Here is a 19725-nt window from a genome sequence, read left to right on the forward strand (position 1 = left end):
CTCGGGTGGGGGTCAGGCGGTGCGGCGGATGAGCAGGACGTGGTCGGTGACCTGGGCGATGCGCCCGTCCGGGCCCGTCGCGCTACGGCGGGGCGCGTCGGCGCGCTCGACCGTCCACGTCGCAGGGTCCAGGTCGATTCCGGCCGCGACCTCGTGCGGGGACGGATACCGGACATCGGGATCCTGATTCCACGACCAGGGCGCGGTCGAGCCGTGGTCGACGACCAGCAGCCGCCCACCCGGCCGCAACGCGTGGGCGGCCAGGCGCAGGACGGCGACTCTGTCGAAGTCGAACGGGGTGTGCAGGTAGTGAGCGGAGACCAGGTCGAACCGCCCCGCGGGAAAGGACTCGCGCAGGTCGTGCCGCTCGCCGGCGATCCGGTCGTCCAAGCCCTGCGCGCGGGCGAGGCCGGCGAGCCGCTCGATCGCCACGGCCGAGATGTCGACGGCGGTCACCCGCCAACCGCGCTGGGCCAGCCACAACGCGTCGCCGCCGTCGCCGCAGCCGAGGTCCAGTGCGTCCCCGGGTGACACATCCGGAACCGTCTCGGCGAGAAGAACATTCGGGCGCGGGTCCGCGGGTGCTGGCCGGTCGGCATATACGCCGTTCCAGAATGTGACCGCATCGGCGGTGGTCATCGAGACTCCTACTGTCGGAATGGCTTCGGGGATGGCAAGCCGTCGGAGCTTGCGGAGACGGCGGGGTGGGTAGGACTCAGTCTCATCCGGCAAAGCACGATCTGGCACGCAATCTTGCGGTTCCGGCAAGATGGGCGCATGGACCCCGAAACCGATGACGTGCTCGACGCGGTGGGCCCGCGGCTGCGCGCGTTACGGCGCGAGCGCGGCATCACCCTCGCCGACCTCGCGACGACGACCGGCGTCTCCGAGAGCACGCTGTCCCGGCTGGAGAGCGGGCAGCGCCGGGCAACCCTCGAGTTGCTGCTGCCGCTCGCTCGCACCTACGACGTGCCGCTGGACGACCTCGTCGGTGCGCCCCGCACCGGCGATCCCCGAATCCATCTGAAACCGATCCGGCGGTTCGGGATGATCTTCGTGCCACTGTCCCGGCGGCCTGGCGGGGTGCACGCGTTCAAGATGATCATTCCCGCGCGTCCGGCACCGCTGGAGCCGACGCCGCAGACGCACGACGGCTTCGAGTGGCTGTATGTTCTCAACGGCCGCCTCCGATTGGTAGTCGGCGAGCGCGACCTGACCTTGCCGCCCGGCGAGGCCGCGGAATTCGATACCTCCGTACCCCACTGGCTGGGCAGCGCCGACGGCGCCACGGTCGAGCTGCTCATCCTGTTCGGCTTGCAGGGTCTGCGATCGCATGTACGCGCCGACCCGCGTCGGTGAGTTCCCCCGGGAGCCGGCTCGATCCCGACCGAACAGGAAGCCGACACGCTCGCCCGCTCACCATCACACACGGGACCGAATCCGCACCCCGCTGCTGGTGATCCAGGGCGCCAACGACGTTCGCGTGGTCCGCGCCGAGTCCGACAACCTCGTCGCAGCCCGCCACGGTCCGACCGTAACCGGCTACATTTCAGCTCGGCTGGAAGAACGCGAGCATTCTCCGGCTGGCGTCCGGCGATGTCAGGACTTCCTGCATGCGTGCGGACATCCGGGCGGCAGCGCTGGTGCGTTCGAACATCTCGCGTTCGTATTCCTTGACGGCGGTGGGAAAGTCGTCCGAGTGCGCGGCCAGCGCAAGGCCGAGCAGGGCGCCGTCGAGCAGCGCCATGTTGGCGCCCTCGCCCACCGGCGGCATCAGGTGCGCGGCATCGCCGAGCAGCGTGACGCCTGGCGTCGACGGCCAGGTCAGGCCGACCGGGAGCGTGGTGATCGAGCGCGGCACGATCGTGTCGTCGCAGGCCGCGATCAGCGCGGTGAACCGTGCGTCCCAGCCGGGCAGCAGGTCGATCAGCCGCGCCCGGGCGGCGGCGGGGTCGTCGAACGGGATCCCGCTGGTAGCGAACCAGTCCTCGGCGGTGTTATAGAAGCTGAGGCCGATGCGAACGCGGCCGTCGCCGTTGCGTTGCGCCGCCAGGGATAGCCCGTTGCCGAGCACCCAGTAGTTGCCGCGCCCGACCATCGCCGCGAGGTCGGGGTGCGTGCGGTCGATGTCGGGAATGCCGACCTCGACGACGTTCTGGCCGATATGCGTCGGGCGGGCGTCGGTGAGCAGCGCGCGGACCCGGGACTGCGCGCCGTCCGCGCCGACGAGCAGGCCATACGTCGCACTGCTGCCGTCGGCGAAGTGCAGCAGGCCGCTGTCGGCGGATTCGAATGCGTGCCCCCAGCGCACCACGTCTTCGGGGAGGGAATCCAGCAGCAGGTTGCGCAGATCGGCGCGGTCGACCTCGGGTCGCTCGAGCGGGGCGTCGTCGGGCGTGTCCTCCTGGAGCAGCAAGGTGCCGTCCGGCTCCAGCAGGCGCATGTCCTGCCCTTCGCCGCGGGCGATCGCGTGGAACTGGTCGATCAGGCCGGCCGCACGCAGCGCTCGCTGCCCGGAATGTATGTCGAGCATGCCGCCCTGACCACGTGCGACGCGCGAGAGTTCACGCTCGTACACGACGGCGTCGATGCCGTTCACGTGCAACACCCTGGCGAGGGTCAGGCCGCCCAGTCCGGCTCCGACGATGGCGATGGTCATGATTCCCCTTCGATACAGCGTATTCTCCAATACACTGTATCGCACCATTCGATGTATCGTCAGCGGCATGTTGGTGTGGGAGCGGCCAGAGCCACCGAATCGACCGGTGCTGGCCCCGCTGAGCCGGGAGCGGATCGTAGGAGCGGCGATCCGGCTGGCCGACGCGGACGGCCTGGAGGCGGTGTCACTGCGCAAGGTCGCCGCCGCGCTGGACGTTGGGCCGATGCGGCTGTACGGCTACATCGCCACCAAGGACGAACTGCTCGACCTGATGGTCGATGCGGTCTACGCCGAGATCCGGCCGGCCGGACACGGTTGGCGAGAGGTGCTGCGCTCCCTTGCCGAAACCACCCGACAAGCCGCTCACCAGCACGAATGGCTTGCCGACCTGATCGGTGGGCGGCCCCAGCTCGGGCCGAACGCGCTGGCCAGAGGCGAGGCTGTGGTGGCCGCAATGGGCGGCGTCGACGTGGACACCGTCATGCCGGTGGTCGACGCGGTCAATGCGTACGTGATCGGCGCGGTGCGCCGGGAGAGCACCGAGCGGCGCGCCGAGCGGGCCACCGGGATGGACAAGCAGCAGTGGCAGGCCACCTTCGGGCCTTATCTGGAACGGACGTTCGCAACAGGCCGATTCCCCGCGCTGGCCACGGTCGTACGCGACGGCGCCCATCTGGACGCCGACCAAACCTTCCGGACCGGCCTCGACTTCCTCCTCGACGGAATCGAGGCGCACATCTCGGGCTGACGCGCGCCGGATTCGTGGAGTCCGGTCGTCATCGCCGCCGATTCTGCGACACACCAACATCATCCAGAATCGGATTCGGCAACTTCGTCCGAACCTCGCCGGACACAGCTGACTCCGATCGCGAACCGCGACCTCTCCGACCGCACCTTTACGATCTCGATTTCAGCTGCAACCTTGGGCACCGATGAGTCCGATCGTCTCGCGGCGTCGATATCAGTGACCCATCCGAGAGGAGAGCGCGATGAACCCGTCCGCCAACGAATCGGCACGCAAGCGTCTGGAGGTCTTCGTCGGGGAATGGACGATGCAGGCCGGACCTCCCGGCGGGCCGCCGTGGCCGGGTGCGGGCCGCGTCACCTTCGAATGGCTCACGGGCACACCGCTGTTGGTCCAGCGCTGGCATATCGACCTGCCCGAGGCTCCCGACGGTGTCGCGATCATCGGTTGCGATGGCATGAGCGACACCTACTACCAGCTCTACACCGACGACCGCGACGTTCAGCGCATCTACGAAATGACCCTGACCGACGGCATCTGGACACTGCAGCGCGACGGCGAGCCCTTCGCACAGCGATTCACCGGCAGATTTTCCGACGACGGAACCACGATCCAGGGGCGCTGGGAGCTGGCCGAGGACCGAAGGACCTGGAAGACGGACTTCGACCTGACCTACACGAAGCTCGCCTAGAACGTGCACCAGCCCTGTCGCACATGGGCTTCAACGATCAGTTGACCTTCCTCCGGCCACGGTCACGGTGTCGTGTTCCATTACTTCGCTCGCTGCCCGCTCACCCGAGCGAATGGCTCCATCGACCCAACCACACATGACCGCAGAGCTCTCGGTTCCGGCCCAGTGGACGCGGCCGCACGGTTTGCGCAGGGCATGGCCGAACTGTGTCAGCACACCAGTTGGTGCGTGACTGAGCATCCCGCCACCGGAGTAGCGCTCGCCACTCCAGTTCTGCTCGATGTAGTCGACGGGCGAGCGAGCCTTGTCGCCGAACCGCTCGACGAGCGCACCGAGTATCGCCGTCCTCCGCTCAGGCTCATCGAGTTGTCCGATCTGCCGCGCGATCGGCCCCTCGGTGATCACACACAGGATCCCGGGTCGCGCGGCGTCGGTGCAGGCATCGATAGTGATGGTCGCCGGCGACCCCGGGGCGACCGACTGTCCCGACAACCCGTCACTACGCCAGAACGGTTCGTCATACACGGCCGCAATCTTGAAGATCGAGCCGCTCGGCATCCGCTGATGCAAGAACGAACGATCGACCGGCAGCATCGGCTCGTAAAGAATCTGGCTTGCAATCGCAAGGGGAACCGCCACGATCACCCGGCGTGCCCGCACGGTCAACTCGTCGGAGCGTACCGTCACCCCGTCCACGTCCTGACGGATGCGCCGGACCGGCTGCAACAGGTGGATCGAATCGCTGATCTCGGCCGCCATCGGCCCCGAGATGGCACCCATGCCTCCGACCGGTCGAGCATCCTGAGCGCTGTCCTTGACTCCCAGGACGAAGCCGGGCCCGCCGCCCGATGCCATCTGGTACAGCACAAAGAGCAACGACACCTCCGAGGCGTCGCAGGTGTAGCAGCCGGCGATCGCGGTCTCGAGGAGGTCATGGGCGGGCTTGGACAGAGTGTTGCTGTCCAGCCAATGCGCCAGACTGATCCGATCCCACTTGTCGGCATTCTTCGCCGACCACGGAGCTTCGAGGGGAATCGACTTGCACATATGTCCCAGCTCGAGAAGTACCGCACCGAGGTTCATCGCCGCCCAAGGGCTCATCGTCCACGGGATCGTGCCCGTATAGCGGTGCTGCTTGCCGTCGACCATCATCATGGCCTCGCCGTCGGTGTACTGCTGGTAACTCGAGACCCCGAACTCGTTCATCAATGCATAGATCCGGTCCTGCCCCGGCCCTATCCACGCGCCACCACGATCGATCCAGGACCCGTCCGCGCGCACCTCGGTGAACGTGCGCCCGCCGAGCCGGTCGCGAGCTTCCAGCAGCGCCACCGAACGACCCGCCTGTTTCAGCCGCAGCGCGGCCGTCAATCCCGCAAATCCCCCACCAACTACGCAATAGTCGACGTCTGTCATGGAACGCCGCCCTCGTGTTGAAGTTCCGCGCAAAGCCGCCGTGCGGCCACGCGCACTGCTTGCCGCACCCTCGACACAACAGGTGCAAAATCGCCTTCGATCAGGCTCGAATTATCCAGCAATTCTATAGCAATCCCGGCGGCGACACAGAATATTCCACCATCGAACCTCGCTCACGAGCGGTGCCAGCGTTCGACGACCAGGACCATCTCCCGCCCGACGTAGTCGAGGTATCGTCCTATCTCGTTCAGCCGGGCGCCCGCAGGCGTTGCCACACCGAGTATTTCGGCCCCGCGACGAGCCGCCTTGACCCGTTCTTCGGTGGCGCGGGCCAGGTTCAGCGTGGTGCGGTACCAGGTGTCGTCGTCGATACAGTATTGATCGCGGCGTCGCGAATCACGTTCCCGGCGAATAAGATCCCGTTTCTCCAGCGCGCCGACGGCGGTGGAGATGGAGGCCGGGCTCACCTCGAGCCAACGCGCTAATTCAGCGGCGGTGAGACTGCCGGAGTCGGTGAGATGCAGACAAGTCAGCACCCGCGCTTGCATCCGAGGCATACCGTCGTTCACGAACAACTCGGTGAAGTGTGTCGCGAAATCGCGCACCGCATCGTTGTCGACCGTGAGTCCCGCTGAAGCTGGGCCCGATTGCTGCGCTGTGGTCGCTCTGCTTCGCCGTGCCCGCACCGCAGTGGCCCGGTGAGCTCGGTCGGCGCGATAACGGCCGGGGCCGCCGTTGCGTGTCACCTCTCGGCTGATCGTGGAGGCCGGCCGCTCGAGCTGGCGCGCGATCTCGGTATATCCCAGCCCATCGGCCAGTCCGGCCGCGATGCATTCCCGCTCGTGCAGGGTGAGCCTGCCTCCTGGCATCGGTGCAGTACTCCTTCGGGTTCGTCGCGCGGTGTCAGTATGCGTTCAGCGACATCTCATTGCATGTCGGGTACCCGATGTTGCGTTCGACGGCAAGGTCATTGCACGGATGAAATCGCATCTATCTGCAGTAATCATGAATTACTGCGCGGTCCATGTTGAGTAGTCTCTGAATGCAGCCTAGCGTTCGGTTCAAACTGAAACTCGTGCGCCAGAAGGAATCCGATGACCGAGTCGTTGACCACCGCCTTCTCGTTGCCTACAACCCCTCCCCCGGACCGCCCCTCGATCCACCCACCGAACTGGCGCAGTTTCGTGAGCGAAATCCGCTGACCCGCATGATATTTCCGGACGGCCACCACGGCTGGCTGGCGACCGGGCATGCCGTTGTGCGCGCCATCCTGGCCGATCCGCGCTTCAGTGCGCGATCCGAGCTCATGCACTCTGCGCTGGCCGATCTCGGCCCACTGCCCCCGGCACCGCCCGGCGACTTCCTCAATCTCGACGCACCCGAGCACTCCCGCTACCGAAAGCTGTTGACCAGCAAGTTCACCGCCCGACGGATGCAACTGCTCACCGAGCGGGTGGCACAGATCAGCACCGAATACCTGGACGCGATGGAACGAACCGGTGGTCCGGTGGATCTGGTGAAGTCGTTCACCTATCCGGTTCCGGCGCTGATGATCTGTGAACTACTGGGTGTGCCCGAAGCCGATCGGGATCGGTTCCAGTATCTGGTGGCCAATCTGGTCGCCGAGCTGAGCGATCCGGACGTGCCTCTCGAACAGGGTATCGCCGCCATCGAGGAGTCACAGGAATACATGCGGGACTTGGTCGCCGCCAAACGCGCCGAACCGACCGATGACCTGCTCAGCGATTTGACCAGCACCGATCTCGCGGGGCGTGAGCTCACCGGAGTGGGTGTGCTGCTGCTGATCGGCGGAATCGAGACAACTTCGAATATGTTGGCAATGGGCACTTTTGCGCTGCTGCACCACCCCGACCAGCTAGCCGCACTGCGCGCCGATCCCGATCTCGCCGATCGAGCGGTCGAGGAGCTGATGCGCTACCTGGCTATCGTCCACACCTTGACCCGTTCCGCCCTGGAGGATGTCGAACTGGGTGGACAGGTGATCAGAGCCGGTCAGACAGTGGCGCTCTCGCTGCAGGCAGCCAATCGCGATCCGGCCAAATTCGACCATCCGAACAGTCTCGATCTGCGGCGTAATGTGGTGGGACACCTGGGTTTCGGATATGGCATCCATCAGTGCCTGGGCCAGCACCTGGCCCGGATCGAAATGCGAACCGCACTGCCCGCCTTGATATCCCGGCTTCCAACCCTGCAGCTTGCAGTGCCCGCGGACGAGATCCGGATGCGTCCGGACGGCATCGGCGTTCATGGTGTGCAACGGCTTCCGGTCACCTGGTAGGAGAATCGCCCGAATGTCGGCGGTCCCGAGGCCTTCGCCACCCGGCGGTGGAGCGCGACGACGCTGATGCTGTCGCGGGGTGCGCGGTTGGGGACAGGTCTGCTGGAAATGGATCTGTATCCGACCGAGGCGAAGGAGAACGAGGACGGTTTCAACGCCAAGTGGGACGTGGATTGGGAGCCGTTGGAGTGCTGGCGGATCCACCCGGATGGCACGACGAGTCGCGCCGATATCGACGGATGTGGTTTCCGTCGGATCCGAAGGCCACCGACTGGGAGTCCTTCGATCGAAATGTGCAGCGGCTGTTCGCTTCACTCGCTGCCGATTTGCCGATGCTGCATCCGCATGCGACTGGCATCGTGTGGGTGATCGTTCCGGCGGACGAGCAAGGTTTCGTCGCTCAGGGGTGGTTCGAGGCAACGCGCAGCCGGGTGGAGACCATAGAGGGTGGCGAGATAGTGTTTCGTGACTTTCCGCCGGGTGTCGCCGCGGCCGAGGAGATCAACGCGATCACCCGGGCAGCGGTGCGGGTGGCGGCCGAGACTCCGAACGGATTGCGGTATTACGCGTTCGGGACCGCGAAACCGCAGCGCTTGATGGACGTTCGACTCGGTCTCGCCGACAGCGTCGACAGGTAGCAGGTTGTTGACATGCCAATAACCCGGCACGCTTGTCTCGACAACTCAGGTGGTGGGTGAGGTGTACGCCTTTCCGCTGCAGCTTGGTCAGCATGTTCATCGGACACGAGCCCCATGAGCCGCTAGGTCATGTGGGCCCACAGGCGTTGAAGCCGCATTCGGCGCTAACCGATCGGCAGCGCGCTCAAGATCGGGTTATAGGCCCAGTTCAGCATGCGCTCGGCGTCGTTCTTTGCGGCGACGGCGCTGTCGGGTGAGCTGTGCAGGACCACACCGATCAGCGGTATTCCCGCCCTGACCGTCTCGAACAGCAGGCAGGTTCCCGCAGCGTCGGTGGATCCGGTTTTGATGCCGATAGTGCCGGGATAGTCGTGCAGCATCCTGTTCGTGGTCTGCCAGAGGTGATCGCGGTTGCCAGGGCCGGCGGGCAGGTGATAGCTCTGCGACCTGACGATGTCGCGGAACACCGGCAGGCTCATCGCGCGCAGGCCCAGAGCCACCAGGTCCGCCGGTGTGGAGTAGGTGGAGTAGTCGGTGGGGGCGGGCAGCCCGCTGGGGTCGGTGAAATATGTTCCCGCCAGGCCCATTTGGCGCGCGGTGTCGTTCATTTTGGCGATGAAACCGTCTTGGCCGGGCCCGTACGCCTCGGCAAGGGTATAGGCGGCATCGCAGCCGGACGGCAGCATCATCGCGTAGAGGAGCTGTCGCGCGGTGAGCACCTCGCCGGGGACCAGGCCTGCGGTGCTTCCGCCGTACTCGGTGTCGTAGGCGATGACTTCTTGCGGCACGGTAATGGTTCGATCGAGGTCGCCGGCATTGATCACGACCAGTGCCGTCATCACCTTCGCGATGCTGGCTATCGGAACCGGGGTGTTCGGCTCTCGCGACCACAGCAGTGTGCCGGTGATTCCGTCTGCCAGCGCCGCTCCCGACGCCTGCACTGCGTCCGGCTCAGAAGTCAGCCAAGGCAACTGAATATGGGCCTCGCTCACGGCGGGGGCGGCCGTGACGCCATGACCGGCTACCACAACCAGCGCCCCGGTGACGACGACCTGCAACAATCGGGCAAATGTCAGCATGGCCGCATTCTGCCGTGCTCTCCTGTCAATCAGCGGGATTTCACCGACCGAATTACCGCGCCGCTTCGGCAGCAGCATGCAATCAGCTAATCCTGGATGCGCTGAGCCCGACGCTCCTCGCGTGCGACCGCTCAGCGGCGGCACCGGCGCAGGCAGCGTTGAGCATCGCCAGTAGAGCGAGCACCTGATGGCCGAATGCGTTCCCCACAAGTGTTGGGATGGTGCAGCTGACGCTCTCGGATTCGCTGGTGGATTTCGGTGGCGGTCCGGTCGATTCCGCGGCTGCGGCCGGCGCGACGCAGCGCAGCAGCGATTCGGGCTTTGGTCAGTTCGGCCGGGCGGCCGGTGTCGGGGCGATGGCCAGTACCGCGCAGGCCTCGGGTCGGACGAGGGTGGGCGCCGAGTCCCGCCACCGCCGAGCCGAAAGTTGGCGCCCTCAGCTCACAGTGTGGCTGGCGGATGGCTTGTGGCGACTGAACCCGGGCATGAATCGGTTGGTCCGTGCCTGGTAGTCACGGTAGCCCGGCCTCTTCTGCGCGCTGTAGTACTCGGCCGGGACAGCGCCGGTGTAGAACACCAGACACCAATACATGATCGCCGACAGCGCGAACAGTCCGAGGCCGGCGCCGATCGCCGCGACGGGTGTGAATTCGTCGAATGCTCGGCGCAGCACCGGCAAGCACAGGACGATGATCGCGTTCCACTGCATCCACTGGAAGAAGTAGTTGGGGTGTCGGCTGTAGTTCCAGAGTCCGACGTCGCAATGCCCCCGCGTATTCGTCGTCGACATCGACCGGACGAAACGGATTTTCTGAAAGTCGGCGACCGACTCCAGCACCCACGACACCGCCCACAGGATGATGCCTGCCGCTGCGACCGCGCTCACTCCGGCACCGTCGATCGCGATCACCAGCGCTGCCGGTACGGCCATGACCGTGATGTTCGAAATTGCCTGGACCAGGATCTCGGCTACGATGTCGAGCCGCTCGCTGCCCAGGGTGGCCTTTGCCCACCGCTTGCGCTGGAACCGGTAGCGCGGCAGCTCACGGTCGAGTTCGCCGTGACGCCAAAGGACGAGCGCAGCGATACCCATGCGTCCGCCCATCACCAGAAAGACGACGGCCACAGCCACGGCGAGCGGGGATCTGTCACTCATCGCGAGCGCCGAGACGCCGAGGGCAACGAGTCCCCAGGGCCATGCGATGTCGACATAGGACATCCGGAGAGTGCGCCACCCCGGGATACAGGCAGCGCCCACAAAGATGACGAACTGGACGCCGAGGTTCACCAGCAGGAAATCCCGCAGCGCTGACTCGGTGAGCAGGGCGCCGAGGACGACCAGGGAAGCGAGGGACGGGAGAGCGCGGTTCGCTAGTCCTCGCGCATTGCTCGATGGGGGCGGCATGCGCAAACGGTAAGATATAAGTTGGTAACTTGCAAGTGGTGATACTAGCCTTCGGATTGTGACCAGAGCCAAGACGACGCCACGGCGAAGCCAAGCCGAACGACGAGCACAGACCCAGGATCGGCTGCTCAGGGCGACGGTATCGATGCTCGTCGAGCAGGGGTTCGTCGCGTTGAGCGCTGCAGCGGTGGCCGCTCGTGCCGGCGTCAGCCAGGGCGCGATGCAGCACTACTACCCGACGAAGGCCGCGTTGGTGAAGGCCGCTCTCGAGCGCATCGTCGAACGCTACGTAGCCGATGTACAGGCCGAGGTCGGCCCGTTGCCGCCAGGTGCTGGGCGGTTCGAGGCGCTGCTCGACTTGTTGTGGGAGGTCCACAACCTGCCGATAAGCCGTGCGCTGCTCGAGCTGTACGCCGTCGCCCACAACGATGTGGATGTCGCCGACGTTGCGGCCATGATGGCGAACCTGGCGACTACCGCCGTCTGCGATCTGGCTGATGAGCTTGTTCCCGAGGTTGCGGCGCGAAACGGCTTCCACGAATGGTTGCTCACCACTCTCGCCACGTTGCGCGGCACCGCACTCCTGGCGGTACCCGGGGGCGAACAGGCCCACCTGGACTGGCCCACACTCCGCGACCGGCTGACAGCCTCACTCCCGTCGCCGTAGTCGGATTCCGTGCGCATCGCGTGGAATAGCGCAAGCGGCCATCAATTTCGGCGAATGGCGGAGGCTAGCGAAGGGTGAAGCTTTGGACGCCATGGGTACCGATGACCGTTGCGCGGGCAAAGTAGTCGCCGGCGGCGTCGGCGAACGGGCGGGGGTCATCCAGCACGAGCATCGCCGGGCTGTCGATGAACCTCCCCGCGGCGCAGTCCGGACTGCAGTCATTCCGATGCTGGGTACCATGACCGACGGCCTGAGCGCCACTCCACATATCCCAGGTGATGTCGTTGATCATATTGTTCCCGTCGGCGCAGGTCAGGGTCAGTGAGGGCGGTTCGACGACATAGGGTCCCCCACAGTCGCTGACCATCGCGGCCGGCGTCCCCGAGGTGTCGGACCACGAGGCCGAGGCGGATGGGGCCGCGAGAACCCCCGCGCCTGCGGCTGCGATAGTGGCGGCGATGATTGTCGCCCGGAAGATCGTGCGCTCGTGAGTGCTCATCGACATCGCTCCTCTCGGCCGCAGTGTCGGCCTTGTGGCGGTCATGTCTGCTCATCGTGCCCGCCCATCATCTCACCGGACATGTCGTTGAGCAGTGATTTGGGACAGTCGCACAACGAATCAGAAATAACACCCGAATCGCGGCACGGATTCGAATCCCCTGGCTGTCGGTAAATGCCTTGCAGAATCCGCCGACAAATTCGACGCGATTTCTGCCGAACAGGGTGTTGAAGCGGGCTGTCCTTATCTATGGTCATCAGCCGGCGTAAGCCCGTCGCGAGACACGACCCGGGCAAGATCGTGCTGGATCTGGCGGCGTCCACGGCCAACGCCGGATACGCCGAGATGGACTTCCGCACCAGAAGGGTGCTGTTCACCCACGAAATTCTGTCTTTCAGCAAACAGGATTATCGTAGTTCGGAGCATCCTTCTTCGGCTCCGGCACACACTGTCACCAATTTCGATGAATCCGTGAGGTTAAGGACACGGATCCGAAGAATCCTCAGGGCACACTCGCACTCCCGGACTTCGCGGTGGAGATTCTCAACCGGCGCTGGGAGCGAATGGAAGCACGGAAGCGGGAGTTTCCACCACCGGACAACTGCGACGTGGACCTTATCTTTCCGTCATTCGAATGGACGCTGCGGGATCCGGCCAACGTCAACCATCAGTAGCAACGGGTACGTGAGGCATTGGGGCTGCCCGACGACATCAGCCTATATACGTTCCGCAAGCTGATCGCGTGGCCTCGACGATGCGTGCCGGCGATGTCTCGGTGGGAGTCAGTTTTCGGAAACGAGCCCCGGCCGCATGTCGTCTCCCACTGGTCGGATCAGGCACGTCAGGAACCTGGGAAGCCCGTGGGGTAGTCGTATGCAGTAAAGCTCGACGAGTTGCCACTCGTGTTCGAGGGTGAGCAGCCGAACGACCGAACGGGCCGATTTGATGCGGTCTTTCACCAGGTCCAAGAGCGGTGTGAGGTAGTACGCAAGATCGTCGGGGTGGATGAGATGCGTGGTGGTCAAGTTGAATTCCTTGCGATCCGCCGACGGGTCGGTGCCACGCGATGCTGGATGATGCCGCCAGGCGATGCCGGTTAGCGGCGGCGTCAGCCACTCGACAATCTGCAGGGTTTCGGTATCGATCAAGGCGATGGTTCCGCCGAGCAGCCCGACAGCCGCGTCGCCGTGATAGGTCGGCAGCACGATGCCGGGTTGGCGATCCTGCTCCACTTGGAGCAGCAGCCCGCGCAGGGAATGCGGTGAGTGGTACCGGAAGAATCCGAAGACACGGGTTGTCTTCTCGTCGTCGGCGGTCAGGACCCGCATCGGTCCCTGCCACTGCGTTCCTGGTTGCGCGTCGAGCGCTGCGGTTATCAGCCGGTCGCGTTCCTCGCACTCGATGATCCGCGACAGAAACCACGCCCCATGTAGCAGTGGAAATCCCTTGGGCAGCACCGCCCCACCCCGCCCGCTGTTCAGCACGGTCCATTGCTTGCCGTCCCACACCAGGACGTCGATCGCGGGAGGGTCCACAGGGGTATCAGCCTGTGGACCGACCCACATCTGAACCGCCAGAGGCCCTCCGTCTGGTCCGGGCACCGGCAGCGCGAAGACCTTGTGTGCCTTGCCGCGGATCCGGATTTCGCGGGCGCACATATGGTTCGATGCGATGGCGTCCGTAATGGCCGAAGAGGCAATAGCAGCCAACGAGTTCGGACGGATCGCGCGATGCAGGGTCCGCTCTCGGGGCGTACCTTCCTCCGGTACGTGGCGGATGACCATACCCGGTGTCGCGGCATCGATCAGATACCACATGCTCTCCCCTGTTCATTCGACTGTCCGGCGGCCCTTCGTCGCCTGCTGTGGTCACACGTCGCAACTATCCGACTGGGCCTCCGCGGTAGTCGAATTCGGAGTCTACAACCAGCAAATTTGTTTCCGGCGAGCCGCATTGGCACCCTCAGCGCTACGGTGGCAGCTGGTCATGGGTCGCGCTGTGGGTCACACTCATCAGTTGTGGGGATTCGAACGCAGGACGTGCCGGACGTTATCGTCAGCCACCACACTCTGACCCATTCGCAACGACGGCGTACCTATACCCTCGTTCGGTCCCGGCACTTACGCGCCGACGCCGCACTGATGATGGTTCTGCACGGCACCCTCCAAACCGGTGATTCGATCCGCGAATTCGCTTCCGGAGCCTTCGATTCTCTCGTCGAGTCGAGGGGAGCAATCGTGGCCTACCCCAACGCTGTTCAGCGCGAATGGAACGGGGCGCGCAAAGCAACCATGCTCGCCCGCAATGTGAAGAACATCGATGACGTCGGCTTCCTCGGCGCTTTGGTCGACGAGATCTCCACCGTCTCGTCGATCGACCGGCGCCGGGTGTACGCGGTCGGATTTTCACTCGGCGGGCAGATGACGATTCGGCTGCTGCACGACGCGCCCGAATTGCTCGCGGGGGCGGCACTCATCGCCAGTAACCAGCCTGCTGCGGAAAACCTCACGGCATCATCTCGACCACCGCTGGCAGTGCCAGTGGTGCTCATCCATGGCACCGAAGACCCTCTCGCGCCCTACAACGGTGGCTACGTCAGCTTCCGGGGATGGTTCCCCAAGGGGCCACATCTGTCGGCCGCGCAAACGGCGGCGTACTTCGCACGCCGTAATGGGATCACCGCGCCGCCGTCATTTCACTGGATGAATGCCGACGACGCGATCGCGGGCGACTGCCAGGTGTGTCGGACCGACCATCGAGAATCCGGTCACGCACCGGTCACCCTCTACACAGTCGTTGGCGGCGGACATCAGATTCCTGGTGCCTCGACTGGAATGCGATGGGTTTTCGGCAACCCTGTCTCGGGCTTCGACGCTCCCGGCGCGATCGCCGATTTCTTCGGCCTCACTCCCGGCTGAGTCAATAGCAGCGCAAACCGCAACCTCGCGCCGGTAGTGGCACACTGCGGCTCATGGATGACGTCTCGCCGAACGACCCGACGAACCCCACCATCGCCTGCGGAGCCCGTACACGTAACCAGCACGACGCCCACAATCGAGCCGGCCGCCTCGCCGCCGCCTTCGTCGCCGACGGCATCAACCGCGGCGACCGCGTCGCGGTCATGCTGCGCAACGACATCGAGTTCCTGGAGACTTCCCTCGCCATCGCGGCATGCGGAGCAAATCCCGTCCCGGTCAACACTCGATGGCAGGCACCCGAGGTCGCCCACGTCCTCACCGACAGCCGCGCGCGAGTCATCATCGCTCACACCGAGTTCATCGACACGATCGAACGGGCAATCGCCCGATCCGGCGTCGACGCGCACATCATCGAAGTCGCCATGCCGGTCGAACTCCTCGATGAAGCGGGCCTCGACCGGGCGCTCGTGCAGCCGACACGCCGCCACTCCACCCTCGAGGAGCGGATCGGGGATCATCTCGAACCTCTGGGCTACCTCGAGGGTGCCATCGCGGATTCGATGGGACTGATCTACACCTCGGGCACCACCGGCACGCCCAAAGGCGTTCTCCGCGAACGCATGACACCGCATCAACTGCTATCCATCGCGGGCGGCACCGCCAACCGCATGGGACTCGCGCCCGGCGGGCAGATGCTCGTGGCCGGTCCCCTGTATCACACCAGTCCGAACGCGGTCGCGGTGCTCGCGCTGCGGATGGGCACAAACATCACGATCATGCCGCGCTGGGATGGCGAGCGATTCCTCCAACTCGTCGACGAACGTCGCATCACCCAGGCCAAGGTCGTCCCGACGATGCTCTCCAGGCTCCTGTCGCTTCCTCCCGAAATCCGTAGCCGCTATGACGTTTCCAGCCTCACCCATGTGATCCACTCCGCCGCCCCCTGTCCGCCGGCGGTCAAACGCGCCGCGATCGACTGGTTCGGCGATGCCCTGATCGAGTTCTACGGCTGCACCGAAGCGGGCACTATCACCTGGATCACCGCCTCCGAATGGCTCGCACACCCCGGGAGTGTCGGCCGCGGCGCCGACGGCTCAGCCGCGGTGGTCGTCAACGAGGATCGAACCCCCTGTCCCCCAGGGGAAATCGGACAAGTGTTCGTCCGGGGCGCCGACTACTGGCCGAGTTTCACTTACCTCAACCAGGGCACCGCGCCTGCGAGTTCGGTCCCCGGATTCATCACCGTCGGCGACACCGGATACCTCGACCACGACGGTTACCTGTACCTCACCGGCCGCTCGAGCGAGATCATCATCTCCGGTGGAGTCAACATCTACCCCGCCGAAATCGAAGCAGCCATCACCGCGGTCAACGGTGTCGAGGACGTCGCTGTCTTCGCCATCCCCCACCCCGGAGACCTCGGCGAATCCGTTGCCGCCCATATCGTCCCCCGACCCGGCATCCAGCTCACCGAAGAACACATCCGGGCGAGCCTGGCAGGACAGATCGCCAACTACAAAATTCCGGCCGATATCCGCATCGTCAGCATGCTGCCGCGTGACGACTCGGGCAAGATCTACAAACGGCAGCTGCAAGCCCAGTATCAGAGATGAAGGGGTTGATCCGTCAGGAGTGGACGAAGACCGATTCCGGACAGTAATCCTGCTGCAGTTCGTCGTCGACACGCTCGAGCGCGTCAAAGCCGAAGCGGTGGACAATACGTTGAATCTGGTCTTCCCGAACCGCGACGGCGGGATCTAGGACCCGCACAACTTCAACCGACTGTGGCGTCAGGCACGCGGCGAGAAGTTTGTGTGGGTCACCGCAAAGACCTTTCGCAAGACCGTTGCGTCTCTCAGCGCCGACCAACACAGCCCACAGGCCGCAGCCCAGCAACTCGGTCATGCGAACACTGCCACCATCAAGCGGCACTACATCGACCAGTCGGCCGAGGTTCCCGATTTCACGGCCACGCCGGACAGGTTTGTGAGCTGAAGCGCGACGTTTCCGTGACGCTCACTGTCCGTGGCCATGACAGAGTCCCCGCTGGTGGTCGCCGGTAGGTCGCCGCTGGCGGCCAGGTAGAAGTCCCCATTCCCTTGCTCGTCGTGTCATGCCCGGAGCTCGTGGCCTGGGCAGTGACGGTGATAGCGCCAACTGTCATCCGTCACTACCCAGGGAGTTCCATTGAAGTCTGCGAGGGAGCGAATGGATATCATTTCCGCCTATCGAGAGGTCGGAACCTATCGTGGGGCCGCTGAGTTGTGCGGCACTACGCACAAGACTGTGAAACGGGTCATCGAGCGTGTCGAGTCCGGCGGTCGGCCGCCGGAGCGGGCGCCGCGGCCCCGCAATTACGATTCAGTGCGCGAGCTGGTCGCCGAGCGGGTCGAGAAGTCGAAGGGCCGGATCTCGGCCAAGCGACTACTCCCGGCGGCGCGGACCGCCGGTTACGAGGGGTCGCCGCGGAATTTCCGTCGGCTGGTTGCCGAACAGAAAGCGTTGTGGCGCAAGGATAATCATCGGGGTCGTCGGCCCGCGGTGTGGTCGCCGGGTGAGTATCTGGTGATCGACTGGGCGCAGGTCGCGCCCGGGTTGCAGTTGTTCTGCGCGGTGCTGGCGTTCTCGCGGTGGCGGTTCACCGCGTTCGCCGCCGATCAAAAGCAGTCCACGACGCTGGCCTTGATCGCCGAAGCGTTTGCCGCGATCGGCGGGATCCCCGCCAGGGTGCTGGCCGACCGGATGGGCTGCTTGAAGGGCGGGGTCGTCGCGAACGTGGTCGTCCCGACCGCCGAATATGTTCGGTTCGCAACACATTACGGATTCTCACCAGATTGGTGCCATGCCAACGATCCGCAGTCCAAAGGCATCGTGGAGAACTTATGCGGCTATGCCCAGCGGGATCTGGCGGTCCCGCTGCTGACCGAGGCCGCGATGACCGGGCGGGCGGTGACCTTGGCCGAGGCCAACGCAGCGGCGAAAACCTGGTGCGCGGAGGTGAACTCGCTGATGCATTCGGAGATCTGCGCGATCCCGGACGAACGCCTGGCCCTCGAGCGGGAGTTGTTGGGGCCGTTGCCGTCACTGCGGCTCGAGATCGGCGCACCAGCGGTGACCCGCACCGTCGACCGGCTCTCGTGTGTTCGTTACGGGTCGGCCCGCTACTCGGTGCCGACCCGGCTGATCGGCGAAAAAGTCGCGATCATCATCGATGTCGGTGCCCTGCTGGTGCTCGAACCGGCCACCGGGGTGATCGTGGCCGAGCACGAACTCGTCGCACCCGGTGAAGCATCGATCCTCGATGACCACTACGACGGGCCCCGCCCGGCGCCCAGCCGCGGGCCGCGTCCGAAAACCACTGCCGAGCAACAGTTCTGCGCGCTCGGTGAAGACGCCGAAGCGTTTCTCGTCGGCGCGGCCGCGATCGGCAACACCCGCCTGGGGCAGGAGTTGGAGATTCTGCTCGCGCTCGGCGCCGCCCACGGCGAGCCGGTATTGGTGGCAGCGTTGCGGCGGGCGGTGGCGTTCGGCCGCTTCCGCGCCGCCGACGTCCGCTCCATCCTCGCCGCCGGCACCGGCACCCCGCAGCCCCGCCCGGCCGGTGACGCACTGGTGCTGGACCTGCCCACCGCACCGACCCGCTCCCTCGACGCCTACAAAATCACCCGCGACGGGAGCGCTTCATGACCACGACTCGATCGAAAACTGCTGCCCCGAAATCGATCCCGGAACTGCCAGCCGATCTCGATGCTGGGCTGCGGCGGTTGAAACTGGCCGCGGTCCGCCGCACCGCACCGGAAGTTCTGCAGGTCGCCAAGACTCAGCGGTGGACCCCGGAAGAGGTGCTACGCACCCTCATCGAGGCCGAGTTGGCCGCCCGCGACGCCTCCAACGCCCGCAACCGGCTCAGAGCCGCCGCGTTCCCCGTCACCAAGACCCTCGACAGCTTCGACGTCGCCGCCTCGTCCATCCCACAGGCCAGCTTCGACTACCTGTCGAGCCTGGAATGGGTTCGCGCACAACACAATCTCGCGCTGATCGGGCCACCGGGCACAGGCAAGAGCCACACCCTGATCGGACTCGGCCACACCGCCATCGCCGCCGGGCACAAAGTCCGCTACTTCACCGCCTCCGACCTGATCGACACCCTCTACCGCGGACTGGCTGACAACACCGTCGGCAAAATCATCGATACCCTGCTACGCGCGGACCTGGTGATACTCGACGAAATCGGGTTCGCACCCCTGGACGACACCGGCACCCAACTGCTGTTCCGGCTCGTCGCGGCCGCCTACGAACGCCGCTCACTGGCCATCGCGTCACACTGGCCATTCGAGCAATGGGGCCGGTTCCTACCCGAACACACCACCGCCGCCAGCATCCTCGACCGACTCCTGCACCACGCCACCGTCATCATCACCGACGGCGACTCCTACCGCATGAAACACCGCGACAAGCGAGGTGAACGCCCCTGAACTAACCACCCCACCCCCGACAAGGGGGTGGGGACTTCACCCCTGGCCACCAGCGGCGACCCACAAATGGCCATTGACACTCACGGGCATCAAAAGGAAAACCAGGGTCGAACTCTAGCGTTCGCCCTGGTCAAAGCTCCCCATCTGGACTCGAACCAGAAACCTGCCGATAACGAGCTACAGAAAGGCGCTGGTCACACCAAGCATTGAAGGCATTGTGCGCTTAGGGGGTCG

The 19725-nt window shown here is 65.0% G+C and carries 19 protein-coding genes and 1 pseudogene; 11 read left to right on the plus strand and 9 right to left on the minus strand.

The window, feature by feature from the left end; genetic code table 11:
* Positions 1–12: 12 nt before the first annotated feature.
* A complete protein-coding gene (locus ACQP0C_RS31650; RefSeq protein ID WP_433725900.1) occupies positions 13–639 on the minus strand; it encodes a class I SAM-dependent methyltransferase in 627 nt (208 codons plus the stop codon).
* 138 nt (positions 640–777) lie between these two features.
* Between ACQP0C_RS31650 and ACQP0C_RS31655 the strand changes: the two genes are divergently transcribed.
* Both ACQP0C_RS31655 and ACQP0C_RS31660 read left to right on the plus strand, forming a co-directional pair.
* Positions 778–1359 carry a helix-turn-helix domain-containing protein gene (locus tag ACQP0C_RS31655; protein WP_433725902.1) on the plus strand — a complete coding sequence of 194 codons (582 nt, stop codon included), beginning with the start codon at positions 778–780 and terminating at the stop codon, positions 1357–1359.
* Positions 1360–1389: 30 nt separating this feature from the next.
* Positions 1390–1519, plus strand: a pseudogene (locus tag ACQP0C_RS31660) (alpha/beta hydrolase family protein); the annotation flags it as partial.
* A 30-nt stretch (positions 1520–1549) separates the two neighbouring features.
* On the opposite strand, the gene ACQP0C_RS31665 reads toward ACQP0C_RS31660, so the two are convergent.
* Positions 1550–2659: an FAD-dependent oxidoreductase gene (locus ACQP0C_RS31665; RefSeq protein ID WP_433725904.1), complete on the minus strand. Its 1110-nt coding sequence runs from the start codon at positions 2657–2659 to the stop codon at positions 1550–1552.
* A 67-nt stretch (positions 2660–2726) separates the two neighbouring features.
* Here ACQP0C_RS31665 and ACQP0C_RS31670 point away from each other — a divergent pair, with 67 nt between their 5' ends.
* Together ACQP0C_RS31670 and ACQP0C_RS31675 are read left to right on the plus strand one after the other, a co-directional pair.
* On the plus strand, positions 2727–3407 hold the full coding sequence (locus ACQP0C_RS31670) for a TetR/AcrR family transcriptional regulator (RefSeq protein WP_433725906.1): 681 nt from the start codon (positions 2727–2729) through the stop codon (positions 3405–3407).
* A gap of 241 nt (positions 3408–3648) precedes the next feature.
* A complete protein-coding gene (locus ACQP0C_RS31675) occupies positions 3649–4095 on the plus strand; it encodes a hypothetical protein (RefSeq protein ID WP_433725908.1) in 447 nt (148 codons plus the stop codon).
* Between the two features lie 30 nt (positions 4096–4125).
* Here the strand turns inward: ACQP0C_RS31675 and ACQP0C_RS31680 are convergent, their stop codons facing one another.
* Both ACQP0C_RS31680 and ACQP0C_RS31685 read right to left on the minus strand, forming a co-directional pair.
* On the minus strand, positions 4126–5511 hold the full coding sequence (locus ACQP0C_RS31680; RefSeq protein WP_433725910.1) for a flavin monoamine oxidase family protein: 1386 nt from the start codon (positions 5509–5511) through the stop codon (positions 4126–4128).
* 173 nt (positions 5512–5684) lie between these two features.
* Positions 5685–6380, minus strand: a complete 696-nt coding sequence (locus tag ACQP0C_RS31685) for a helix-turn-helix domain-containing protein (RefSeq protein ID WP_433725912.1) — start codon at positions 6378–6380, stop codon at positions 5685–5687.
* 206 nt (positions 6381–6586) lie between these two features.
* Here ACQP0C_RS31685 and ACQP0C_RS31690 point away from each other — a divergent pair, with 206 nt between their 5' ends.
* Both ACQP0C_RS31690 and ACQP0C_RS31695 read left to right on the plus strand, forming a co-directional pair.
* The gene (locus ACQP0C_RS31690; RefSeq protein WP_433725914.1) at positions 6587–7810 is read left to right on the plus strand and encodes a cytochrome P450; all 1224 of its coding nucleotides are present in this window, start codon (positions 6587–6589) and stop codon (positions 7808–7810) included.
* Positions 7811–7998: 188 nt separating this feature from the next.
* Positions 7999–8448 carry a hypothetical protein gene (locus ACQP0C_RS31695; protein WP_433725916.1) on the plus strand — a complete coding sequence of 150 codons (450 nt, stop codon included), beginning with the start codon at positions 7999–8001 and terminating at the stop codon, positions 8446–8448.
* A gap of 164 nt (positions 8449–8612) precedes the next feature.
* On the opposite strand, the gene ACQP0C_RS31700 is transcribed toward ACQP0C_RS31695, so the two are convergent.
* Positions 8613–9605, minus strand: coding sequence for a D-alanyl-D-alanine carboxypeptidase family protein (locus ACQP0C_RS31700; protein WP_433725918.1), 993 nt, complete (start codon positions 9603–9605; stop codon positions 8613–8615).
* Between the two features lie 358 nt (positions 9606–9963).
* Complete coding sequence (locus ACQP0C_RS31705) at positions 9964–11004, minus strand: DUF1295 domain-containing protein (protein ID WP_433725920.1); 1041 nt, start codon at positions 11002–11004, stop codon at positions 9964–9966.
* On the opposite strand from ACQP0C_RS31705, the gene ACQP0C_RS31710 reads away from it, so the two are divergent.
* On the plus strand, positions 10991–11599 hold the full coding sequence (locus ACQP0C_RS31710) for a TetR family transcriptional regulator (protein ID WP_433725922.1): 609 nt from the start codon (positions 10991–10993) through the stop codon (positions 11597–11599). The two genes, ACQP0C_RS31705 and ACQP0C_RS31710, sit on opposite strands and share 14 nt — an antisense overlap.
* A 64-nt stretch (positions 11600–11663) precedes the next feature.
* Here ACQP0C_RS31710 and ACQP0C_RS31715 read toward each other — a convergent pair whose 3' ends face one another.
* Both ACQP0C_RS31715 and ACQP0C_RS31720 read right to left on the minus strand, forming a co-directional pair.
* A complete protein-coding gene (locus tag ACQP0C_RS31715) occupies positions 11664–12098 on the minus strand; it encodes a hypothetical protein (RefSeq protein WP_433725924.1) in 435 nt (144 codons plus the stop codon).
* A gap of 782 nt (positions 12099–12880) precedes the next feature.
* Positions 12881–13915: a GAF domain-containing protein gene (locus ACQP0C_RS31720; protein ID WP_433725926.1), complete on the minus strand. Its 1035-nt coding sequence runs from the start codon at positions 13913–13915 to the stop codon at positions 12881–12883.
* A 420-nt stretch (positions 13916–14335) separates the two neighbouring features.
* Between ACQP0C_RS31720 and ACQP0C_RS31725 the strand changes: the two genes are divergently transcribed.
* Positions 14336–15016 carry an alpha/beta hydrolase family esterase gene (locus ACQP0C_RS31725; RefSeq protein WP_433725928.1) on the plus strand — a complete coding sequence of 227 codons (681 nt, stop codon included), beginning with the start codon at positions 14336–14338 and terminating at the stop codon, positions 15014–15016.
* 53 nt (positions 15017–15069) lie between these two features.
* Positions 15070–16629 carry an AMP-binding protein gene (locus tag ACQP0C_RS31730; RefSeq protein WP_433725930.1) on the plus strand — a complete coding sequence of 520 codons (1560 nt, stop codon included), beginning with the start codon at positions 15070–15072 and terminating at the stop codon, positions 16627–16629.
* A 13-nt stretch (positions 16630–16642) separates the two neighbouring features.
* Here ACQP0C_RS31730 and ACQP0C_RS31735 read toward each other — a convergent pair whose 3' ends face one another.
* Entirely contained in the window at positions 16643–16921 is a 279-nt protein-coding gene (locus ACQP0C_RS31735) for a hypothetical protein (protein ID WP_433725932.1), read from the minus strand.
* Positions 16922–17203: 282 nt separating this feature from the next.
* On the opposite strand from ACQP0C_RS31735, the gene istA reads away from it, so the two are divergent.
* Together istA and istB are read left to right on the plus strand one after the other, a co-directional pair.
* Positions 17204–18703, plus strand: coding sequence for an IS21 family transposase (istA, locus tag ACQP0C_RS31740; RefSeq protein ID WP_433722101.1), 1500 nt, complete (start codon positions 17204–17206; stop codon positions 18701–18703).
* Complete coding sequence (gene istB, locus ACQP0C_RS31745; protein ID WP_433722103.1) at positions 18700–19491, plus strand: IS21-like element helper ATPase IstB; 792 nt, start codon at positions 18700–18702, stop codon at positions 19489–19491. The genes istA and istB overlap by 4 nt, the downstream gene beginning before the upstream one ends.
* Positions 19492–19725 lie beyond the last annotated feature (234 nt).

The sequence above is a fragment of the Nocardia sp. CA-129566 genome (assembly GCF_050956075.1).
GTDB lineage: Bacteria > Actinomycetota > Actinomycetes > Mycobacteriales > Mycobacteriaceae > Nocardia.

Excerpts from the sequence above, each read along its gene's own strand:
- ACQP0C_RS31650 (WP_433725900.1), bottom strand. The coding sequence starts at position 639 with ATGACCACCGCCGATGCGGTCACATTCTGGAACGGCGTATATGCCGAC.
- ACQP0C_RS31655 (WP_433725902.1), top strand. The coding sequence starts at position 778 with ATGGACCCCGAAACCGATGACGTGCTCGACGCGGTGGGCCCGCGGCTG.
- ACQP0C_RS31665 (WP_433725904.1), bottom strand. The coding sequence starts at position 2,659 with ATGACCATCGCCATCGTCGGAGCCGGACTGGGCGGCCTGACCCTCGCC.
- ACQP0C_RS31670 (WP_433725906.1), top strand. The coding sequence starts at position 2,727 with ATGTTGGTGTGGGAGCGGCCAGAGCCACCGAATCGACCGGTGCTGGCC.
- ACQP0C_RS31675 (WP_433725908.1), top strand. The coding sequence starts at position 3,649 with ATGAACCCGTCCGCCAACGAATCGGCACGCAAGCGTCTGGAGGTCTTC.
- ACQP0C_RS31680 (WP_433725910.1), bottom strand. The coding sequence starts at position 5,511 with ATGACAGACGTCGACTATTGCGTAGTTGGTGGGGGATTTGCGGGATTG.
- ACQP0C_RS31685 (WP_433725912.1), bottom strand. The coding sequence starts at position 6,380 with ATGCCAGGAGGCAGGCTCACCCTGCACGAGCGGGAATGCATCGCGGCC.
- ACQP0C_RS31700 (WP_433725918.1), bottom strand. The coding sequence starts at position 9,605 with ATGCTGCTGCCGAAGCGGCGCGGTAATTCGGTCGGTGAAATCCCGCTG.
- ACQP0C_RS31715 (WP_433725924.1), bottom strand. The coding sequence starts at position 12,098 with ATGAGCACTCACGAGCGCACGATCTTCCGGGCGACAATCATCGCCGCC.
- ACQP0C_RS31720 (WP_433725926.1), bottom strand. The coding sequence starts at position 13,915 with ATGTGGTATCTGATCGATGCCGCGACACCGGGTATGGTCATCCGCCAC.
- ACQP0C_RS31730 (WP_433725930.1), top strand. The coding sequence starts at position 15,070 with ATGGATGACGTCTCGCCGAACGACCCGACGAACCCCACCATCGCCTGC.
- ACQP0C_RS31735 (WP_433725932.1), bottom strand. The coding sequence starts at position 16,921 with ATGACCGAGTTGCTGGGCTGCGGCCTGTGGGCTGTGTTGGTCGGCGCT.
- istB (WP_433722103.1), top strand. The coding sequence starts at position 18,700 with ATGACCACGACTCGATCGAAAACTGCTGCCCCGAAATCGATCCCGGAA.